The 18,752-nt window shown below is 64.5% G+C and carries 16 protein-coding genes; 5 read left to right on the forward strand and 11 right to left on the reverse strand.

The window, feature by feature from the left end:
* Positions 1–77 precede the first annotated feature (77 nt).
* The 4 genes from DNX69_RS17065 to DNX69_RS17080 form a co-directional block, all read right to left on the reverse strand.
* Positions 78–857: an SDR family NAD(P)-dependent oxidoreductase gene (locus DNX69_RS17065; RefSeq protein WP_110787130.1), complete on the reverse strand. Its 780-nt coding sequence runs from the start codon at positions 855–857 to the stop codon at positions 78–80.
* 172 nt (positions 858–1,029) lie between these two features.
* On the reverse strand, positions 1,030–1,560 hold the full coding sequence (locus DNX69_RS17070; RefSeq protein ID WP_110787131.1) for a TerB family tellurite resistance protein: 531 nt from the start codon (positions 1,558–1,560) through the stop codon (positions 1,030–1,032).
* 134 nt (positions 1,561–1,694) lie between these two features.
* Positions 1,695–3,080, reverse strand: a complete 1,386-nt coding sequence (locus DNX69_RS17075) for a cytochrome P450 (protein ID WP_110787132.1) — start codon at positions 3,078–3,080, stop codon at positions 1,695–1,697.
* A 120-nt stretch (positions 3,081–3,200) separates the two neighbouring features.
* Complete coding sequence (locus DNX69_RS17080; RefSeq protein ID WP_110787133.1) at positions 3,201–4,202, reverse strand: 2-hydroxyacid dehydrogenase; 1,002 nt, start codon at positions 4,200–4,202, stop codon at positions 3,201–3,203.
* Between the two features lie 235 nt (positions 4,203–4,437).
* Here DNX69_RS17080 and DNX69_RS17085 point away from each other — a divergent pair, with 235 nt between their 5' ends.
* Entirely contained in the window at positions 4,438–4,962 is a 525-nt protein-coding gene (locus tag DNX69_RS17085) for an SH3 domain-containing protein (protein ID WP_110787134.1), read from the forward strand.
* Positions 4,963–5,076: 114 nt separating this feature from the next.
* Here DNX69_RS17085 and irrA read toward each other — a convergent pair whose 3' ends face one another.
* Entirely contained in the window at positions 5,077–5,541 is a 465-nt protein-coding gene (irrA, locus tag DNX69_RS17090; RefSeq protein WP_425327314.1) for an iron response transcriptional regulator IrrA, read from the reverse strand.
* 283 nt (positions 5,542–5,824) lie between these two features.
* Between irrA and fabA the strand changes: the two genes are divergently transcribed.
* The 3 genes from fabA (at position 5,825) to fabI (ending at position 8,622) form a co-directional block, all read left to right on the forward strand.
* Positions 5,825–6,352, forward strand: a complete 528-nt coding sequence (gene fabA, locus DNX69_RS17095; protein WP_110787136.1) for a bifunctional 3-hydroxydecanoyl-ACP dehydratase/trans-2-decenoyl-ACP isomerase — start codon at positions 5,825–5,827, stop codon at positions 6,350–6,352.
* A gap of 68 nt (positions 6,353–6,420) precedes the next feature.
* Positions 6,421–7,647: a beta-ketoacyl-ACP synthase I gene (gene fabB, locus DNX69_RS17100; RefSeq protein WP_110787137.1), complete on the forward strand. Its 1,227-nt coding sequence runs from the start codon at positions 6,421–6,423 to the stop codon at positions 7,645–7,647.
* Between the two features lie 174 nt (positions 7,648–7,821).
* Positions 7,822–8,622, forward strand: coding sequence for an enoyl-ACP reductase FabI (gene fabI / locus DNX69_RS17105; protein ID WP_110787138.1), 801 nt, complete (start codon positions 7,822–7,824; stop codon positions 8,620–8,622).
* Positions 8,623–8,825: 203 nt separating this feature from the next.
* On the opposite strand, the gene katG is transcribed toward fabI, so the two are convergent.
* Entirely contained in the window at positions 8,826–11,024 is a 2,199-nt protein-coding gene (katG, locus tag DNX69_RS17110) for a catalase/peroxidase HPI (RefSeq protein ID WP_110787139.1), read from the reverse strand.
* A 269-nt stretch (positions 11,025–11,293) separates the two neighbouring features.
* On the opposite strand from katG, the gene DNX69_RS17115 reads away from it, so the two are divergent.
* A complete protein-coding gene (locus DNX69_RS17115) occupies positions 11,294–12,235 on the forward strand; it encodes a LysR substrate-binding domain-containing protein (RefSeq protein WP_110787140.1) in 942 nt (313 codons plus the stop codon).
* 13 nt (positions 12,236–12,248) lie between these two features.
* On the opposite strand, the gene DNX69_RS17120 is transcribed toward DNX69_RS17115, so the two are convergent.
* The 5 genes from DNX69_RS17120 to rbfA form a co-directional block, all read right to left on the reverse strand.
* Positions 12,249–13,931 carry a methyl-accepting chemotaxis protein gene (locus DNX69_RS17120; protein ID WP_110787141.1) on the reverse strand — a complete coding sequence of 561 codons (1,683 nt, stop codon included), beginning with the start codon at positions 13,929–13,931 and terminating at the stop codon, positions 12,249–12,251.
* A 434-nt stretch (positions 13,932–14,365) separates the two neighbouring features.
* Positions 14,366–16,522: a polyribonucleotide nucleotidyltransferase gene (gene pnp, locus DNX69_RS17125; RefSeq protein WP_110787142.1), complete on the reverse strand. Its 2,157-nt coding sequence runs from the start codon at positions 16,520–16,522 to the stop codon at positions 14,366–14,368.
* A gap of 370 nt (positions 16,523–16,892) precedes the next feature.
* On the reverse strand, positions 16,893–17,162 hold the full coding sequence (gene rpsO / locus DNX69_RS17130) for a 30S ribosomal protein S15 (protein WP_110787143.1): 270 nt from the start codon (positions 17,160–17,162) through the stop codon (positions 16,893–16,895).
* A 2-nt stretch (positions 17,163–17,164) separates the two neighbouring features.
* Complete coding sequence (truB, locus tag DNX69_RS17135) at positions 17,165–18,259, reverse strand: tRNA pseudouridine(55) synthase TruB (protein WP_110787144.1); 1,095 nt, start codon at positions 18,257–18,259, stop codon at positions 17,165–17,167.
* Positions 18,259–18,672 (reverse strand): 30S ribosome-binding factor RbfA, encoded by a 414-nt coding sequence (gene rbfA / locus DNX69_RS17140; protein ID WP_110787145.1) that lies wholly within the window; start codon positions 18,670–18,672, stop codon positions 18,259–18,261. The genes truB and rbfA overlap by 1 nt, the downstream gene beginning before the upstream one ends.
* Between the last annotated feature and the right edge of the window lie 80 nt (positions 18,673–18,752).

Genomic DNA, 18,752 nt, shown 5'->3' on the forward strand with positions numbered 1-18,752 from the left:
GTCGGTCAAGGATGTCCGGCGGAAGATGACAATTCCTTAAAGCAAGCCCTGGGCCAGATTGTGTCCCGGCGCCCGGGTCAGCGGCGGCGCAGTTGGAAGCCGCTGACGGCGGCCGCAATGAATCCGCGCGGGAAGAATCGCAGCAGGAACGGCACGATCTTCACGCCCAGCCCGGGCAAGACGATCCGCTTGTTGTCCATCAGTCCCTGATAGCCCTGACGTGCGACTTCCGCCGGAGTGACATTGAGCACGGCGCTGTCGAAGCCGGGCTCGAAGCCAGCCCGCTCCTGGAACTCGGTCTGCACCGGGCCGGGGCACAGCGCGGTGACGCGCACGCCCTTGGGGCCGAGCTCCTGATGCAGCGCTTCGCTGAACGACAACACATACGCCTTGGAGGCGTAGTACACGGCCATGCCGGGACCGGGCAGGAAGCCGGCGATCGAGGCGACGTTGAGGATGCCGCCGCGAAGCCGCGCGACGCTGTCGGTGAACCTCAGCGTCAGATCGGTGAGTGACCTGATATTGACGTCGATGATACCCAGCTGGCCGTCACGATCGAGCTCGGCGGCCCGGCCGAATAGTCCGTAGCCCGCATTATTGACCAGGTACTCGACCTCGACGCCGGCCGCATCGAGCGCCGCGGTGATCTGCTCGGCCGCTTCGGGCTTGCCGAGATCGCAAGCGATGACGATCGGTTCCGGTCTGCCCTTGCCGCGGATCTCTGCCGCCAGGGCTTCGAGCCGATCGCCCCGCCGCGCCACCAGGGCTACGCGATGAGCATTGTCTGCAAAAATTCGCGCCAGTTCGACACCGATTCCGGCCGATGCGCCTGTAATCAAAGTTACACGTTCAGTCACGACTGGAAACTCATGTTTCAAATGGGCCGGACGGCCTCTGGGAACAACTATGGCCTTATGCGGGAAGCAAGCAGCGTGCAAGACCCATCGCAGACGCTGCGGCCAGATGCGGGTTCAGGCCGCAGCCGCCGCGTCGCTATGCGGGTTCTCGTGAGATGAGGTCCGGATTCGGTTAGTTGGCCGGATTGACCTCTGGGACAATCCCCATTTCCGTACCGCTCCGGGAGTCAGCGGCGGCTGCGGCGGGACTTGCTGACGCTACTTTCTGGCGCAGCGTGACACGATCGCGAGTCGAGACCGCGAGAAGGTCGGCCGCCCGCCACACCACGTTCTCTTCGAACTCGGTGACGGTGCCATCGGCGTAGACCAGCTCCCACATCATTTCGACGATCCGCAGCCGGCCTTGCTCATTGACCGAACGCATGATCACGCTGGTGAAATGGTAAAGGTCGACGGCCTCGCCTTCCACCAGCGTCGCTGAGGCGATCAGTCGGGTCGCAGTGGCGGCATCGAGGCCGAACCGCTGTTCGAGCAGCGAATGCAGCTTTTGCTTCTCGACCTCCGACGGATCGCCGTCGATCGAAATGACATGAATCAGCAGCGCCGTCGCGGCGAGGCGATAGCCGCCTTCGTCGAGCGTCAGCTCATCCGGGGCGCTGGGGGCCACGACGTCGGTGATGAATTGGCGCAGTTTATCCAGCATCGTCTCTCGTCTTTCGATGGGGCGACGGCTCGTCGCGCTGTGGCTTGGAAAGGGAACGCTCGCAATCCTGCCCAGGTTCCGGCGAGTTCCATGACCGTTTGGCAATGTCGGCGTGACTTCTGGGCGGAGGATGCTCAGCGCGGCGTCAGCCGGAACTGCGGTGAACGGTCGGGCTGGGTGGTGACGACGCCGATCGGGATCACCGGCTCGGTGTCCATCAGCTCGATCCGGAACGAGCCGACGATCTTTGCCAATGCCAGGGTGGCCTCGACCAGGGCAAAGTGCGCGCCGATACAGACCCTCGGACCGACGCCGAACGGCAGATAGGCGAACCGATCCGGGGGCGGTGCGCCCGGCAGGAAGCGCGTCGGCACGAACGCGTTCGGTTCGCTCCAGAGCTTTTCGTGCCGGTGCAGCAGCCACGGCGCGATCAGCATCACGTCGTGCTTGCGAACGGCGAAGCCGGCAACCAGATCGGGTCCCGCCGCCTCCCGCACGATCAGGAATGCCGGCGGATACAGCCGCAATGTCTCATCGAGCACCGCGCGGGTGAACGGCAGCCGCTCGACCTCTGCGACATCGAGTCCGACCCGGCGCACTTCGCCCGCCAGCCGCTCCTGCGCATCGGGATCGAGGGCCAGCAGATACAGCGCCCAGAACAATGCGGTGGCGGTGGTCTCGTGTCCGGCCAGGATCATGGTGGCAACCTGATCGCCGAGCTGAGCGTCGGTGAACGCTTCCCCGGTTTCCGGGTCGCGCGCCGCCAGCATCAATTCGAACAGATCGCGCGGTGGAGCACCTTCGGCCTTGCCGGCTGCGCGCCGCGCGGCGATCAGTTCGCCGATGAACCGGGTCCAGCGCCGGCGAAACAGTGCGCGCGAAACATCCTGCGGCGTCGGCCAGCCGAGCGGCAGCAGCAGATCGAGAAACCGCGGGCTCGCGAGCCTCGTGCCGTAGTCGATCACGAAGCTGCGCAGCGCCTGGCCGTGCGTACCCATCTCGAACGAGAACATCGTCCGCCCGGCGATCTCCAGCGCCAGGTGCTGCATGGCTTCGCGCAAGTCGACCGGCGTTCCGCAATTTCGTCGCAGGCCGTCGACGACCTCGTCGGTGGCCGACGCCATGTGAGGCACCAGCGTCGCGACCGCACGCGGCGTGAACGCCGGCGCGAGCGTTCGCCGCTGATGTTTCCAGGCGCGGCCTTCGGCGAGCAGCAGTCCCTCGCCGAGCATCGGCCGCAGCACGCGAATGCCGGTCGCGGTGCGGTGATAGTTGTCGAAATTATCGACCAGCACATGCCGGATCGCATCCGGCGTGTTGAGAATGTAGCTGGCGTGAGTGAAGAATCGTCCCCGGACGATGTCGTCCTGATAGGCGCGGTCGCCCCAGCTCGCGATCGCGTTGTGGCGAATCGCGGCGAGCCGGCCGAAGGCCGACAGGTTCTCCGGCGCGCGCGGCGGCGTCGGCGGGATCAGCGGCGCACGGAATGCCGGCCGGTCGTCGATTGCGGCGATGCTCACCTCGAACCCACTCCCTCGTCGTTGTCCAACGAAGGTAGTGTGCGAAACGGGCAGGGAGAAGGCCGGCGGCGGAACCCGAACGCGAGGCGATCGGCCGCAGCAGCACCTCTTGAAGCGGGATCAGAGCATCCCGGGCAGGACGCGATCCGGCGGCTTGTGGTTGTCCAGGAAGGTGCGGATGTTGATGATCACCTTCTCGCCCATCTCGACCCGGCCTTCGATCGTCGCCGAGCCCATGTGCGGCAACAGCACGACCTTGCCCTGCTTGGCGAGCCGGACCAGCTTCGGATTGACAGCCGGTTCGTGCTCATAGACGTCGAGCCCGGCGCCGGCGATGTCGCCGGCTTCGATCAGCTTGGTCAGGGTTTCTTCGTCGATCACCTCGCCGCGCGCGGTGTTGACGATGAAGGCGTCTTTCCGGATCAGCTTCAGCCGACGTGCCGACAGCAGGTGGAATGTCGCCGGAGTGTGCGGGCAGTTGACCGAGATGATGTCCATCCGCGCCAGCATCTGGTCGAGCGAATCCCAATAGGTCGCCCCGAGTTCGTCGGCGATCCGCGGCGCCACCGGCTTGCGGTTGTGATAATGGATCTGCAGACCGAACGCGCGGGCCCGCCGCGCCACCGCCTGGCCGATCCGTCCCATGCCGATGATGCCGAGCCGCTTGCCGCCGAGTCTGCGGCCGAGCATCCAGGTCGGCGACCAACCGGGCCAATCGCCGCCGTCCGTCAGCAGCGCCGCGCCCTCGATCAAGCGGCGCGGCACCGCGAGGATCAGCGCCATGGTCATGTCGGCGGTGTCTTCGGTCAGCACCTTCGGCGTATTGGTGACGGTGATGCCGCGCGCATGTGCCGCAGCGACGTCGATGTTGTCGATGCCGTTGCCGAAATTGGCGATCAGCCGCAGCGAGCAATCGGGCTGGTTGAGCATCTGGGCGGTGACTTCGTCGGTCACCGTCGGTACCAGCACGTCGGCGGTGCGTGCCGCTTCGGCGAGCTGCTCGGCGGTCATCGGAACGTCGTCGAGATTCAGCCGGGCGTCGAACAGCTCGCGCATCCGGGTTTCAATCGAGTCCGGAAGCTTGCGGGTGACGACGACCAGAGGCTTTTTCTTAACAGACATTCCAACGCTCTCTGACGAGCTTAACGAGATCGTTTAGTCCCCGTTAACTCAGCTGTTCGACACTCCCGCAGCAGCGCGACCACAGGGGCCGGTCCCGACCGTGAGGTCCCTTCCCGTTCCTTGGGTTACCGGATGCCTTCCGGCCTTCTCTAGCAGAAGACCGCGCCAAGACAAGGACCCCTGGGTTTCGCCGGAGACGGCCGCGCCGCCAATCCTACGACAAAGAGGCGTGTCGATGACGATGAAATACCTGTTCGCTGCTATGGCGTTCGCAGGCGCAATGATTGGCGCTGCGACCTTCGCGCATGCTGGCAAGGAATCGCCATTGTCCGCGAGCGGGCTGCCGGTGCCGCGATACGTCAGTCTTAAGTCCGATCACGTCAACGTCCGGGTCGGACCGACCAAAGACAACGATGTCGCCTGGGTCTATACCCGCGCCGGCCTGCCGGTCGAAGTCACCGCCGAATTCGAGAATTGGCGCCGGGTGCGCGATTCCGAGGGCGCCGAAGGGTGGGTGTATCACTCCCTGCTGTCCGGGCGCCGGACCGCCGTCGTCATCATGAAGGATAAGGACGATCTGGCGACCTTGTACGAGAGCGCCAATGCGGGCAGCGCGGTCGTCGCGCGACTGCAGGCCGGTGTGGTGGCGCAGGTCAAGCGTTGCGACATGAAGTGGTGCCGCATCACCGGCAGCGGTTTCGACGGCTGGATCGAGAAGCCGCAATTGTGGGGGGTCTACGCCGACGAGCAGGTCAACTGATCGACGGCTCAAGGCCCGTAGCCGCTACCAACGGGCCCGCGGGGCATGATAAAGCCCGAGAGCGACACGCCCTCGGGCTCAATTCATCACCAAGAATAGCTCCAAGAAGGGGCGTCAGCCCTTCCTTCGCAGCCGCACGACGACATCGACGCGGGCAATCTCGTATCCGTCGGGCACGTCCGGAGTCGCTTTCAGCTCGACTTCGGCGTTGGGGATGTCGATCAGCTCGTGGTTGTTCTCGAGATAGAAATGCTGGTGCGCCGACACGTTGGTGTCGAAATAGGTCTTGGTGCCGTCCACGCTGACCTGTCGGAGCAGCCCGACTTCCGTGAGCTGATTCAAGGTGTTGTAGACGGTCGCCAGAGACACCGGCACTTTGGCCTGACTGGCCTCTTCGTACAGCATTTCAGCGGTGAGGTGGCGGTCGCCCTTGCCGAACAGCAGCCAGCCGAGCGCCATGCGTTGCCGGGTCGGCCGCAGGCCGACCGACTGCAGCATCTCGTTGACGTCATGCCAGGGGCAGCCATTCAGATGCGGCTCGATATGCGAATGAGCCTCCTGAACTGGTTCCTCTCGCAAAAAAGCTACGTGTTCACCGACATCCACGATTGTTACCCCTGCCGTACCACAACCTGCACTGCATCTGATGAGTATAGGAAGCATTCGTTGTTGGTGCAAGCGCTTCGCAACTAGCATAGCTCGGTCGTTTTGCTTAAGTAAGGTTACGGAGGTGCCGCTAGGCGGGGCAGTATGCCTATGTTACAGACCCGCGCGCTCACCGGGCGCGTCCAGCGCCCACTCCTGGATTTCGCCGCGTGGGTAGCCAAATCCTCTCGATCGAATTTGAAGAAGGCATCGTCGCATGCGGGACCGTCGTTCCAGCTACGAATATGAAGACCTGCTGGCCTGCGGCCGCGGAGAGCTGTTCGGTCCAGGCAACGCGCAGCTTCCGCTGCCGCCGATGCTGATGTTCGACCGTATCACCACCATCACCGAGGACGGTGGCGAGTTCGGCAAGGGCCACATCCGCGCCGAGCTCGACGTCAATCCGGACCTTTGGTTTTTCGCCTGCCACTTCAAGAACGATCCGGTGATGCCGGGCTGTCTCGGCCTCGATGCGATGTGGCAGATGGTCGGCTTCTTTCTCGGCTGGGTCGGCGGGGAAGGCCCCGGCCGCGCACTCGGCCTCGGGGAACTAAAGTTCACCGGCCAGGTGCTGCCGAACATCAGCAAGATCGTTTACAATGTCGACATCAAGCGGGTGATGCGCTCGAAGCTGTGGCTCGGCATTGCCGACGGCTGGCTTTCGGCCGACGACGAGATCATCTACCGCGCAAAGGACCTGAAAGTCGGTCTGTTCAAGCAGACGGCGCAGCCTGTTGGCGGTTAGCCGTTCGGCGAACCGCGATCGGGCGCGTTGCCGCCTGCCGACGACCATGGAATGAACGAGGCGATCACATGAGACGTGTTGTTGTCACCGGGATGGGCATCGTCTCGTCGATTGGAAACAACACCCAGGAAGTCCTGGCGAGCCTGCACGACGCCAAGTCGGGCATTTCCCGTGCCGAAAAGCATGCCGAGCTGGGATTCCGCTCGCAGGTGCAGGGTGCGCCGACGCTGAACCCGGCCGACGTCGTCGATCGCCGCGCGATGCGCTTCCTCGGAGAAGGCGCGGCCTGGAACCATGTCGCGATGGAGCAGGCGATCGCCGATTCCGGTCTGGAAGAGGCCGAGATTTCCAATCCGCGCACCGGCATCGTGATGGGCTCGGGCGGTCCGTCGGCCCGCACCATCGTCGAGGCCGCCGACATCACCCGCACCAAGGGCCCGAAGCGCGTCGGTCCGTTCGCAGTGCCGAAGGCGATGAGCTCGACCGCATCGGCGACGCTCGCCACCTGGTTCAAGATCAAGGGCGTCAACTACTCGATCTCCTCGGCTTGCGCGACCTCCAACCATTGCATCGGCAACGCCTATGAGCTGATCCAGTGGGGCAAACAGGACGTGATGTTCGCCGGCGGCTGTGAGGAGCTCGACTGGTCGCTGTCGGTGCTGTTCGACGCGATGGGCGCGATGAGCTCGAAGTACAACGACACCCCGGCCACCGCCTCGCGTCCCTACGACGTCAGCCGCGACGGCTTCGTGATCGCCGGCGGCGCCGGCGTGCTGGTGCTTGAAGAGCTGGAACACGCCAAGGCGCGCGGCGCCAAGATCTACGGCGAGATCATCGGCTACGGCGCGACCAGCGACGGCTACGACATGGTGGCGCCGTCGGGCGAGGGCGCCGAGCGCTGCATGCAGATGGCGCTCGCGACCACCGGCGGCATCAAGATCGACTACATCAATCCGCACGCGACCTCGACCCCGGCCGGCGACGCGCCGGAGATCGTCGCGATTCGCAACGTGTTCGGCACCGGCGACAAGTGCCCGCCGATCTCGGCCACCAAGGCGCTGACCGGCCACTCGCTCGGCGCCACCGGTGTGCAGGAGGCGATCTACTCGCTCTTGATGATGCAGAACGGCTTCATCTGCGAGAGCGCCCACATCACCGAACTCGACCCGGCCTTCGCCGACATGCCGATCGTCCGCAAGCGCATCGACAACGCCAAGCTCGGCGCCGTGCTGTCGAATTCCTTCGGCTTCGGCGGCACCAACGCGACGCTGGTTTTCAAGCGGCTGGAGGCGTGATTTCTGTGGCTCTCGCCGGCCCGGCGAGATGCCATAACCATATGCTACGCCCCTCATGGTGAGGAGGCGCCTGTTGGCGCCGTCTCGAACCATGAGTTGTTGACCGCTTCATCCTTCGAGACGCGCGCTGGCGCGCGCTCCTCAGGATGAGGTCCGAACCAGAGAGCGACGACAATGCAAGGACTGATGCAGGGTAAGCGCGGGCTGATCATGGGCGTCGCCAACGACCATTCGATCGCCTGGGGGATGGCGAAGACGCTGCACGCGCACGGCGCTGAGCTCGCCTTCACCTATCAGGGCGAGGCGCTGGCGCGGAGGGTCAAGCCGCTGGCGCAGTCGCTGAATTCCGATCTGGTCCTGCCTTGCGACGTCGAAGACATCGCCAGCGTCGATGCGGTGTTCGACACGCTGAAGGACAAGTGGGGCAAGCTCGACTTCGTCATCCACGCGATCGGCTTCTCCGACAAGAACGAGCTGCGCGGCGAGTACATCGACACCAGCCGCGCGAATTTCTCGCGCACCATGGTGATCTCCTGCTTCTCGTTTACCGAGGTGGCCAAGCGCGCTGCGGCGCTGATGCCGGACGGCGGCTCGATGATCACGCTGACCTTCGGCGCGTCTGAACGCGCGATGCCGAACTACAACGTGATGGGTCTTGCCAAGGCCGCGCTGGAAGCCAGCGTGCGCTATCTCGCTTGCGATCTGGGCCCGAAGGGAATCCGCGTCAACGCGGTGTCGGCCGGTCCGGTGCGGACCCTGGCCGGCGCCGGTATCGGTGATTCACGTGCGATGTTCGGCTTCATGGAAAAGCACTCGCCACTCGGCCGCGGCGTGACGCTGGAAGAACTCGGCGGCTCGGCGCTGTATCTGTTGTCGGATCTGTCCGGCGGCGTCACCGGCGAAACTCACTACGTCGATTCCGGCTACAACATCGTGTTGATGCCGAAGCCGAGCGCGCTCAAGGCCGACGAGTAGTTTCTCGTTCGATCTTTGCTGCCGTCATTCCGCGCAGGCGGGATCCGGTATTCCGCGGCCGGCGTATCGTTGCGCAGAGGCTCTGGAAGACGGGTTCGCTGCTCGAGCCGACGATGACGCATAGCTCGTTGCAGAAATCGTGCTGATACGAAAAGGGCGGCCCGGAGGAGGCCGCCCTTCGCGTAGCTCGATTGGTCGCCGGCTTACTTGCGGACGATGTCGAAGCGGTCCGCGTTCATCACCTTGGTCCAGGCGGCGACGAAGTCGCCGACGAACTTCTCCTGCGCATCCGAGCACGCATATACTTCGGCCAAGGCGCGGAGCTGCGAGTGCGAGCCGAAGATCAGATCGACGCGGGTGCCGGTCCAACGCAGCTCGTTGGTCTTGCGGTCCCGGCCTTCGTAGATCTCGATCTCGCCGTCCGTCTTGGTCCACTTGGTGCCCATGTCGAGCAGATTGACGAAGAAGTCGTTGGTCAGCTTCTCCGGCCGCTCGGTCAACACACCGTGGGTCGAGTGCTCGTAGTTGGCGCCGAGCACGCGCAGGCCGCCGACCAGCACCGTCAGCTCCGGACCGGTGAGGGTGAGGAGCTGGGCCTTGTCGACCAGCGCCTCTTCCGGATGCATAAACTGATGCCGCTTGGTGTTGATGTAGTTGCGGAAGCCGTCGGCGCGCGGCTCCAGCACCTTGAACGACTCGACGTCGGTCTGTTCGGCCGAAGCGTCCATCCGGCCCGGCGTGAACGGCACCTTGACGGTGGTGCCGGCGTCCTTCGCCGCCTTCTCGACCGCGGCAGCGCCGCCGAGCACGATCAGGTCGGCGAGCGAGACCTTCTTGCCGTCCTTCTGCGCGCCGTTGAACTCGCTCTGGATCGCTTCGAGCTTGCTCAGCACCTGCGCCAGCTCGGCCGGGTTGTTGACCTCCCAGTCCTTCTGCGGAGCCAGGCGGATGCGCGCACCGTTGGCACCGCCGCGCTTGTCCGAGCCGCGGAAAGTCGAAGCCGACGCCCACGCGGTGGAGACGAGCTGCGATACTGAAAGGCCGGAGGCGAGAATCTTCGCCTTCAGCGATTCGATATCGGCGTCGCTGACCAGTTCGTGGTCCACCGCCGGAATCGGATCCTGCCAGATCAGCTCTTCCTTCGGCACTTCCGGGCCAAGATAACGCACGCGCGGTCCCATGTCGCGATGGGTCAGCTTGAACCAAGCGCGGGCGAACGCATCCGCGAACTGATCAGGATGCTCCATGAAGCGGCGCGAGATCTTCTCGTAGATCGGGTCGAAGCGCAGCGACAGGTCGGTGGTGAGCATCTTCGGCACGTGCTTCTTCTCCGGATCGAACGGATCCGGAATGGTCGCGCCCGCGCCCTTGGCGCGCCACTGCTTGGCGCCGGCCGGGCTCTGTTCCAGCTCCCACTCGTAGCCGAACAGATTCCAGAAGAAGTTGTTGCTCCACTTGGTCGGGGTGGTGGTCCAGATCACTTCCGGACCGCCGGTGATGGCGTCCGCGCCGTACCCGGTGCCGTGCTTGCTGACCCAGCCGAGGCCCTGGTCTTCGAGCAGTCCGCCTTCCGGGGCCGGCCCGATCAGCGACGGATCACCGGCGCCGTGGGTCTTGCCGAAGGTGTGGCCGCCGGCGATCAGCGCCACGGTCTCTTCGTCGTTCATCGCCATGCGATAGAACGTTTCACGAATATCCTTGGCGGCGGCGACCGGATCGGGGTTGCCGTTCGGGCCTTCCGGATTCACGTAGATCAGGCCCATCTGCACGGCGCCGAGCGGCTCGGAGAGCTGGCGCTCACCCGAATAGCGCTCGTCGCCCAGCCAGGTGCCTTCCGGGCCCCAATACAGCTCTTCCGGCTCCCAGACGTCGGCGCGGCCACCGGCGAAGCCGAAAGTCTTGAAGCCCATCGATTCCAGAGCGACGTTGCCGGTCAGCACCATCAGGTCGGCCCAGGAGATCTTGCGGCCGTATTTCTGTTTGATCGGCCACAGTAGCCGGCGGGCCTTGTCGAGGTTGGCGTTGTCCGGCCAGGAATTCAGCGGCGCGAAGCGCTGCTGTCCGGCGCCGGCGCCGCCGCGGCCGTCGGTGATGCGATAGGTGCCGGCCGAATGCCAGGCCATGCGGATGAACAGACCGCCATAGTGGCCGAAGTCGGCCGGCCACCATTCCTGCGAATCCGTCATCAGCGCGTGAAGGTCCTTCTTCACGGCTTCCAGATCGAGCTTCTTGAATTCCTCGGCGTAGTCGAATGCCGCGCCCATCGGGTCGGACTTCTTCGAATTGTTGTGCAGCACCGAAATGTCGAGCTGATCCGGCCACCAGTCACGGTTGCGGTGGCCGTGGCTGCCGCCCGAGAACGGGCACTTGCCTGCGCCCTTGTCGTCCGTCTTTGCGTCCATGGTGTCTCTCCGATCTCGTGTTGCAGTTTCTTCCCGGCTCAGTGTGGTGGCGTCTTTGGAACGTTTCATGACGCCGGCCGGAGCCGCGATCGAGTTGAGCGCCGCGAGCGTGGGGGATCGCCCGCGGCGCTGCTTCCTGGGGTGAATGTGTTGTGTTGGCCGTTCACTCCCGGAAGTTGTGTTCCAGGCCCGGCTCAAGGACTTTGGATCAGTTCTATCATCAGGTCCAGTCGAATTGATTTTGTATCTCGATCAGATAAACTGATCATATGCTCACGCTGCGCCAGCTTCGCTATCTGTCGGCTTTGGCCCGGCACGGCCATTTCGGCCGCGCCGCCGATTCCTGCTCGGTAACCCAGCCGGCACTGTCGATGCAGATCGCCGAGCTGGAGCGAACGCTCGGGGTCAAAGTGGTGGAGCGTCGGCCGGGCGAGGTGTTCCTCACCGACATTGGCCGAGAAATCGCCCGCCGCGCCGAAGAGGTGCTGGCCGCGACCCGCGATCTGGTCGATTTCGCCCGCCACCGGGCCAAACCCCTCACCGGGAGGCTCAGCCTCGGGGTGATTCCATCGCTTGCGCCGTATCTGCTGCCGAAGGTGCTGCCGCTGTTGCAGCAGCGCTTCCCGGAGCTGCGGCTGGAGCTGCGCGAAAGCCAGACCCGGCCGCTGGTCTCCGACGTTGTCAGCGGCGTGCTCGACGCGGCGCTGCTGGCGCTTCCCGCCGGCCATTCCGATCTCGACGCCATCGCACTGTTCGACGATCCGTTCCTGCTCGCGGTGCCGGCCGCCGATCCGCGCTCGGAAGAGACGCCGATCGGCATCGAGGCGATCGACCAGTCGCGGCTGATCCTGCTGGAAGACGGCCACTGCCTGCGCGACCAAGCGCTGGCGTTCTGCGCGACCGCGCGCAATCGCGGCATTCAAATGGGGAGCGCCGGCACCGCCAGCTTCGGCGCCTCCAGCCTCACCACCGTGATCCAGATGGTCGCGGGCGGTTACGGCGTCACGCTGATTCCGCAGATCGCCGCAGAGGTCGAGCGCCGCGATTCGCGGGTGAAGTTTCTGCGGCTTCGCCGGCCGCAGCCGGGCCGCAGCGTCGGCCTCGTGTTCCGCAAGACCTCTCCACGCCGCAGTGATTTTGCAGCCTTCGGAGAGGTGGTGAAATCCGGCGTCGGAGGTGGTGTCTCGGCGGAGACTGCGGAAGTGGCCTGACGAGACGTCGTCGTCAGGCCGCGATGGCGGCCGCTTCCGCAGCGGCGCGCTGCATGCTCGACGACATCTCGCTGGTGACGGTGCTCTGCTCCTCGACGGCGGCGGCGGTCGAATTGACGTACTCGCTGACGTTCTGGATCGCACTCTTGATCTTGCCGAGCGCGCCGACAACGTCGCCGGAGATCCCAGTCAGATTGCCGATCTCGGTGCCGATCCTGTCGGTCGCCTGTTTGGCCTGCGTGGCGAGGTTCTTGACCTCGGCTGCGACCACCGCAAAGCCGCGGCCGGCTTCGCCCGCGCGGGCCGATTCGATGGTGGCATTAAGCGCCAGCAGGTTGATCTGGCCCGTGATGTGGTTGATCAGCTCGACGATACCGCTCATCGCCTGGGCGGCGTTGTTGAGCTGATTGGCCTGGCTGTCGGCGGCATCGACTTCGCCGACGGCATTCAGCGCAGTCTGCCGCGATTTGGTCATGGCCTCGGAGATTTCCCGCACCGACGCGTTCAGTTCCTCCGCGCCGGCGGCGACCGATTCCATCATGGTGCGGACTCGCTCATTGCCCAGCCGGGTCAGGACCTGCCGGGTGGTATCGGTGGCGTACTTCACCACCTTGAACGGGCGCCCATTGAGATCGAGGATCGGGTTGTAGGAAGCTTGAATCCAGACCTCCTTGCCGCCTTTGCCGATCCGCTTGTATTCGCCGGCCTGGTAATCGCCCCGGCGCAGCGCCGACCAGAACTCGCGATAGGCGGCCCCCTCGCGCTCGTCGGACGACATGAACATGCTGTGATGCCGGCCCTTGATCTCGGCCAGCGTATATCCGAGCGCGTGCAGGAAGTTGTCGTTGGCGTCGAGCACGGTGCCGTCGATCGAGAATTCGATCACCGCCTGCGACTTGCGGATCGCGTCGATCTGGCCGGAGAAGTCGGCGTTCTTCAGCTTCTGCTCAGTCACATCGGTGGCGTATTTCACGACCTTGAACGGCTTGCCGCGGCCGTCGAGGATCGGGTTGTAGGACGCCAGGATCCAGACCTCCTTGCCGCCTTTGCCGATCCGCTTGAATTCGCCGGGGAAGTATTCACCTCGGTTGAGCCGCGCCCAGAACTCGCGATAGTCGCTGCCGTCGCGCACCGAGGGCTCGATGAACATGCTGTGATTCTTGCCCTTGATCTCGCCGAGCGAGTAACCGAGCGTCGCCAGAAAGTTCTCGTTGGCGGTGAGGATCGTACCGTCCATCGCGAATTCGATCACCGCCTGGGCGCGGTCGATCGCTGCGAGCTTGCCGGTTTCCTCGAGAGACTGTGTTTTGGCCGCGGTGATGTCGGCGGCGAATTTGACGACCCCGCAAGGCTTGCCGCTCTTGTCGAAGATCGGATTGTAAGACGCCTGGATCCAGACGTCGCGACTGCCTTTGCCGATGCGGCGGAATTCGCCGGACTGGAATTGTCCGGAACGGAGCGCTGCCCAGAAGTCGCGATAGGCCGCGCTGTCATGCTCGGCCGGATCGACGAACATCCGGTGATGCTTGCCCTTGATCTCGGCCAGAGAGTAGCCAAGCGTCGACAGGAAGTTGTCGTTGGCGTCGATGACCTTGCCGTCGAGATCGAACTCAATCACAGCCTGGGACCGGTTGATCGCCGCGACCATAGCTTTGTCGGCATCGAACGCCGCGCCGCGCTTGGAAAACGGAAACATTCAAGGGACCTCATGCTGGTGCAGGGACGAAGACGCCGTCGAGCCGGTCATCGCAGTAAGCCATCTCGCTCGTCGCGCAACCAATGTCCCATCAGAGGTTTAACGTTCAACTAGCTTCGTTCTGATGATCGCTGCTCAGTTTGTGAACCGGCATTTTCTCGGTTTAAGTAATTGGAACCTCCGGCAGACGAGCGCGCTCGGCGAATTCAACCTTGAGCTGTCGCCAGCCTACAAACACATGAAATGATGCACGTCATAAGTGTACGTTCCTAGGAAAACTACGAGGAGAGTGTCTCGCGTTCCCCGAGCTTCGAATCATGTGGCAAACCGACGCGGTGCATCGCGAGCAGCTATCTTGTCGACCAGGCAAGACAAAAAAGGGGCGGCCTTTCGGCCGCCCCCCGACGATCTACTGATCGCTTTGTCGAACTGAACTACTCGCCGGCGGCCTGGGCCGGGGCTTCGCCCTCGGCCTTCTGCTTGGCCTCGAGGTCTTCGCCGGTGGTCTGATCGACCACCTTCATCGACAGCCGGGTCTTGCCGCGGTCGTCGAAGCCGAGCAGCTTGACCTTGACCTTGTCGCCTTCCTTGACGACGTCGGAGGTCTTCTGCACGCGGCCGGCGGCGAGCTGGCTGATGTGCACCAGGCCGTCCTTGGCGCCGAAGAAGTTCACGAAGGCGCCGAACTCCATCACCTTGACGACGGTGCCCTCGTAGATCTCGCCGATCTCCGGATCGGAGGCGATCGACTTGATCCACTTGATGGCGGCCTTGATCGACTCGCCGTCGGATGAGGCCACCTTGACGGTGCCGTCGTCCTCGATGTTGACCTTGGCGCCGGTCTTCTCGACGATCTCGCGGATCACCTTGCCGCCGGTGCCGATCACTTCGCGGATCTTGTCGGTCGGGATCTTGAAGGTCTCGATGCGCGGCGCGTGTTCGCCGAGCTCGGCGCGAGCGCGGTCGAGCGCCTTGGACATCTCACCCAGAATGTGGATGCGGCCGTCCTTGGCCTGGCCGAGCGCCACCTTCATGATCTCTTCGGTGATGCCGGCGATCTTGATGTCCATCTGCAGCGAGGTGATGCCCTGCTCGGTGCCGGCCACCTTGAAGTCCATGTCGCCGAGATGATCCTCGTCGCCGAGGATGTCGGACAGCACGGCGAAACGCTCGCCTTCCAGGATCAGACCCATCGCGATGCCCGCGGTCGGCCGCTTCAGCGGCACGCCGGCATCCATCAGCGCCAGCGAGGCGCCGCACACCGACGCCATCGAGGACGAGCCGTTCGACTCGGTGATCTCGGAGACGACGCGGATGGTGTAGGGGAACTCGTGATGCGGCGGCAGCACCGGATGGATCGCGCGCCACGCCAGCTTGCCGTGGCCGATCTCGCGGCGCTTGGTGCCGCCGAGGCGGCCGGTCTCGCCGACCGAGTAGGGCGGGAAGTTGTAGTGCAGCAGGAACGTCTCTTTGTACGTTCCGGACAGCGAGTCGACGTACTGCTCGTCTTCGCCGGTGCCGAGCGTGGTCACCACCAGCGCCTGGGTCTCACCGCGGGTGAACAGCGCCGAACCGTGGGTGCGCGGCAGAACGCCGACCTGCGCCAGGATGTTGCGCACGGTCTTGCTGTCACGGCCGTCGATGCGCTTGCCGGTGTCGAGGATGTTCCAGCGAACGATCTTCGCCTCGAGCTCCTTGAACACACCGGCGATGCGCAGCTTGTCGTATTTCGGCTCCTGGCCTTCGGGGAAGAAGTGCGCGATCGCCTTCTCCTTGACCTTGCCGACCGCCGCGTAGCGATCCTGCTTCACCGGGATGGCGTAGGCGGCGCGCAGCTCCTGCTCGACCAGGCCGAGCATTTCCTTTTCGATCTCGCTGTCGTCGACGACGGTGAGTTCGCGCGGCTCCTTGGCGGCCTTCTCGGCGAGCTCGATGATCGCGTCGATCACCGGCTGGAAGTGCCGGTGACCGAACATCACCGCGCCAAGCATGATCTCTTCCGACAGTTCCTTGGCTTCGGATTCGACCATCAGCACCGCGTCGGCGGTACCGGCCACCACCAGCTCGAGCTGGGTTTCAGCCATCTCGTCGAGCACCGGGTTGAGCACGTATTCGTCGTTGATGAAGCCGACGCGAGCGGCGCCGATCGGGCCCTTGAACGGCACGCCGGACAGCGTCAGCGCCGCGGAGGCGGCGACCATCGCCAGCACGTCCGGATCGTTCTCCATGTCGTGGCTGAGCACGGTGACGATGACCTGAGTCTCGTTGCGCCAGCCGTCGGCGAACAGCGGACGGATCGGGCGGTCGATCAGGCGGGAGACCAGCGTCTCCTTCTCGGTCGGACGACCTTCGCGCTTGAAATAGCCGCCGGGGATGCGGCCAGCCGCGTAGGTCTTTTCCTGATAGTCGACGGTCAGCGGCAGGAAGTCGACGCCTTCACGCGGCGACTTGGCGGCGACCACAGTGGCGAGCACGACGGTCTCACCGTAGGTGGCGAGGACGGCGCCGTCCGCCTGGCGGGCGATCTTGCCGGTTTCAAGCTTGATGGGACGTCCACCCCAATCGATTTCCACGGAATGCTGATTGAACATCGGATCCTTCTTTCATACGGATGCCGAGCAGACCGGGCGCCAGATACCAAAAGACCATGCCAAGATGGCCGGACGCTGGCAGCGAAGCGTGCACAGCGTCCGGCGATCCTGCCATGGTCTTGAGGTGGGAATGGCGCTCGGTCCTCCCGGGTGCGGGATCGCGACCACCCTTGGTCGCCGTCCCCGCGGAGCGGGCCTTGGGCCCGTTGACGGCCCAGCCGCCGGATGCGGCTGAGCGAAACACACTGAGCCAAACACACTCAGCGAAAACACACGGGCGAATTCGTTCACACCCGTGTGGTGGTTCGGCCGGCGCGGCGGATTGGAAGCGGCGCACCGCGTCCAGGCCGCAGCCGGCGGACGCGATCGATCAGCGACGAATGCCGTGCTTCTCGAGCAGCGCCTTGTAACGCGCCTCGTCCTTCTTCTTGACGTAGTCGAGAAGCGAACGGCGCGTCGACACCAGCTTCAACAGCCCGCGACGCGAGTGGTTGTCCTTGGTGTGGGTCTTGAAATGCGCGGTGAGGTTGGCGATGCGTTCCGACAGGATCGCGATCTGAACCTCGGGCGAACCGGTATCACCGGCCTTGACGGCATTGGTCTTGATGACTTCCGCTTTGCGTTCTGCGGCAATCGACATCGTCAGTTACTTTCCTTGGCGACGGGACTGGCGGTCAGTCCCGAGAGGTTGAACACACGCTTGGGGATGAGTTCGCCGTTGCCGAGCTCGGCGAGGGCCAGAAGCCGGCCTGCCACCGTGACATAGACTGTGCCGCTGCAATGAGGCGCATCCCGTCCGCGCAACAAAACGGCCTGACCCCGATGGAGCCTTGCCGCATCCGCCCGTGTGACGGCCAGTGCCGGGATGTCGTCCAGCGCGGTCTCAACGGGCAGTAGCGCGTCGGCGAGGCTACCCTCGCCGGACGCGGCTCTATCGCACAAAGCCTGCAATTCTTCCAGCGGAATCATGTCGGCCTCGTCGAACGGGCCGCACAGCGTCCGGCGCAGCGCGCAGATATGGCCGTAGCAGCCGAGCAAACGGCCCATGTCGCGCGCCAAAGCACGCACATAGGTCCCCTTTCCGCACTCCGCCTCGAACACCGACTGACCGTTATCTCCATGATCAACCAGGGTTAATTCGTGGATCTCGACCGGCCGCGGAACCAGCGGCACGACTTCGCCGTCGCGGGCCAGGTCGTAGGCGCGCTCGCCCTGGATCTTCACGGCCGAATATTGCGGCGGAATCTGTTCGATCACGCCGGTAAAGCGCGGCAACAGCGCCATCACCGCCTCGGCCGTGGGCCGGTCGGGGCTGGTCGCGACCGCGCGTCCCTCGGTGTCGTCGGTATCCCGTTCTTCGCCCCAGGCCACGGTGAACCGATAGCGCTTGCGGCCGTCCATCACGAACGGCACCGTCTTGGTCGCCTCACCCATGGCGATCGGAAGGCCGCCGGAGGCCAGCGGATCAAGGGTGCCGGCATGGCCGGCGCGTTTGGCCGAAAACAGGCGCTTCACCACAGCGACAGCCTGGGTCGAGGTCATGCCGATCGGCTTGTCGAGCACCACCCAGCCATGGACGTCGCGCTTGTCACGGCGCGGCTGTTTGCCGCCGCGGGATCCATTGCGCGGGTCGTTGTTGTCGCGCGGCTTGCGCTCCGGCAGTGCGGCGGGGGTGTCGGCGCCGGCGTGCTGCACGTCGTGCGGGGCGAGCAGGGCGTCGGGGGTGGTCACGGTCATCAATCCTGGTCCGAATTCGGTTCGAGGTCTTTCTGGACTGCCGGCGAACGCAGCAGTTTGTCGATCCGCTCCGCTTCGGCGAAACGCTCGTCGATGCGGAAGCGGAGTTCCGGGGCGAATTTCAAATTGACGCGGTGGGCGATCTCACCGCGCAGGAAGCGCTTGTGATGCTCGAGCGCGTCCAGAACGAGCTTCTCGTCGCGGCCGCCGAGCGGCATCACGTAGACGGTCGCGAGCTTGAGGTCCGGCGACATCCGGACTTCCGGCACGGTGACGAGGTGGCTTTCGAGCACGGGGTCGTGCACGCCGCCCTGGGAGAGGATTTCGGCCACGGCGTGGCGGATGAGCTCGCCGACGCGCAGCGAGCGAGTCGAACCGCCGGGCGGGGCACTCTTCTGATGATCGCGAGACATGACGTTCTTTCAAACACTGCCGTCATGCCCGCGACGGGTCGCGGGCATGCAGGTCTTCGATGGGGCAAAGCAAGACGTGG

The organism is Rhodopseudomonas palustris, from assembly GCF_003226555.1.
Taxonomy (GTDB): domain Bacteria; phylum Pseudomonadota; class Alphaproteobacteria; order Rhizobiales; family Xanthobacteraceae; genus Rhodopseudomonas; species Rhodopseudomonas palustris_I.

Coding starts and splice junctions, on each gene's coding strand:
- DNX69_RS17120 (WP_110787141.1), bottom strand. CDS start 13,931: ATGTTTCCGTTTTCCAAGCGCGGCGCGGCGTTCGATGCCGACAAAGCT.
- truB (WP_110787144.1), bottom strand. CDS start 18,259: ATGACCGTGACCACCCCCGACGCCCTGCTCGCCCCGCACGACGTGCAG.
- katG (WP_110787139.1), bottom strand. CDS start 11,024: ATGGACGCAAAGACGGACGACAAGGGCGCAGGCAAGTGCCCGTTCTCG.
- rbfA (WP_110787145.1), bottom strand. CDS start 18,672: ATGTCTCGCGATCATCAGAAGAGTGCCCCGCCCGGCGGTTCGACTCGC.
- DNX69_RS17115 (WP_110787140.1), top strand. CDS start 11,294: ATGCTCACGCTGCGCCAGCTTCGCTATCTGTCGGCTTTGGCCCGGCAC.
- DNX69_RS17085 (WP_110787134.1), top strand. CDS start 4,438: ATGACGATGAAATACCTGTTCGCTGCTATGGCGTTCGCAGGCGCAATG.
- fabA (WP_110787136.1), top strand. CDS start 5,825: ATGCGGGACCGTCGTTCCAGCTACGAATATGAAGACCTGCTGGCCTGC.
- rpsO (WP_110787143.1), bottom strand. CDS start 17,162: ATGTCGATTGCCGCAGAACGCAAAGCGGAAGTCATCAAGACCAATGCC.
- DNX69_RS17070 (WP_110787131.1), bottom strand. CDS start 1,560: ATGCTGGATAAACTGCGCCAATTCATCACCGACGTCGTGGCCCCCAGC.
- fabB (WP_110787137.1), top strand. CDS start 6,421: ATGAGACGTGTTGTTGTCACCGGGATGGGCATCGTCTCGTCGATTGGA.
- fabI (WP_110787138.1), top strand. CDS start 7,822: ATGCAAGGACTGATGCAGGGTAAGCGCGGGCTGATCATGGGCGTCGCC.
- DNX69_RS17080 (WP_110787133.1), bottom strand. CDS start 4,202: ATGTCTGTTAAGAAAAAGCCTCTGGTCGTCGTCACCCGCAAGCTTCCG.
- pnp (WP_110787142.1), bottom strand. CDS start 16,522: ATGTTCAATCAGCATTCCGTGGAAATCGATTGGGGTGGACGTCCCATC.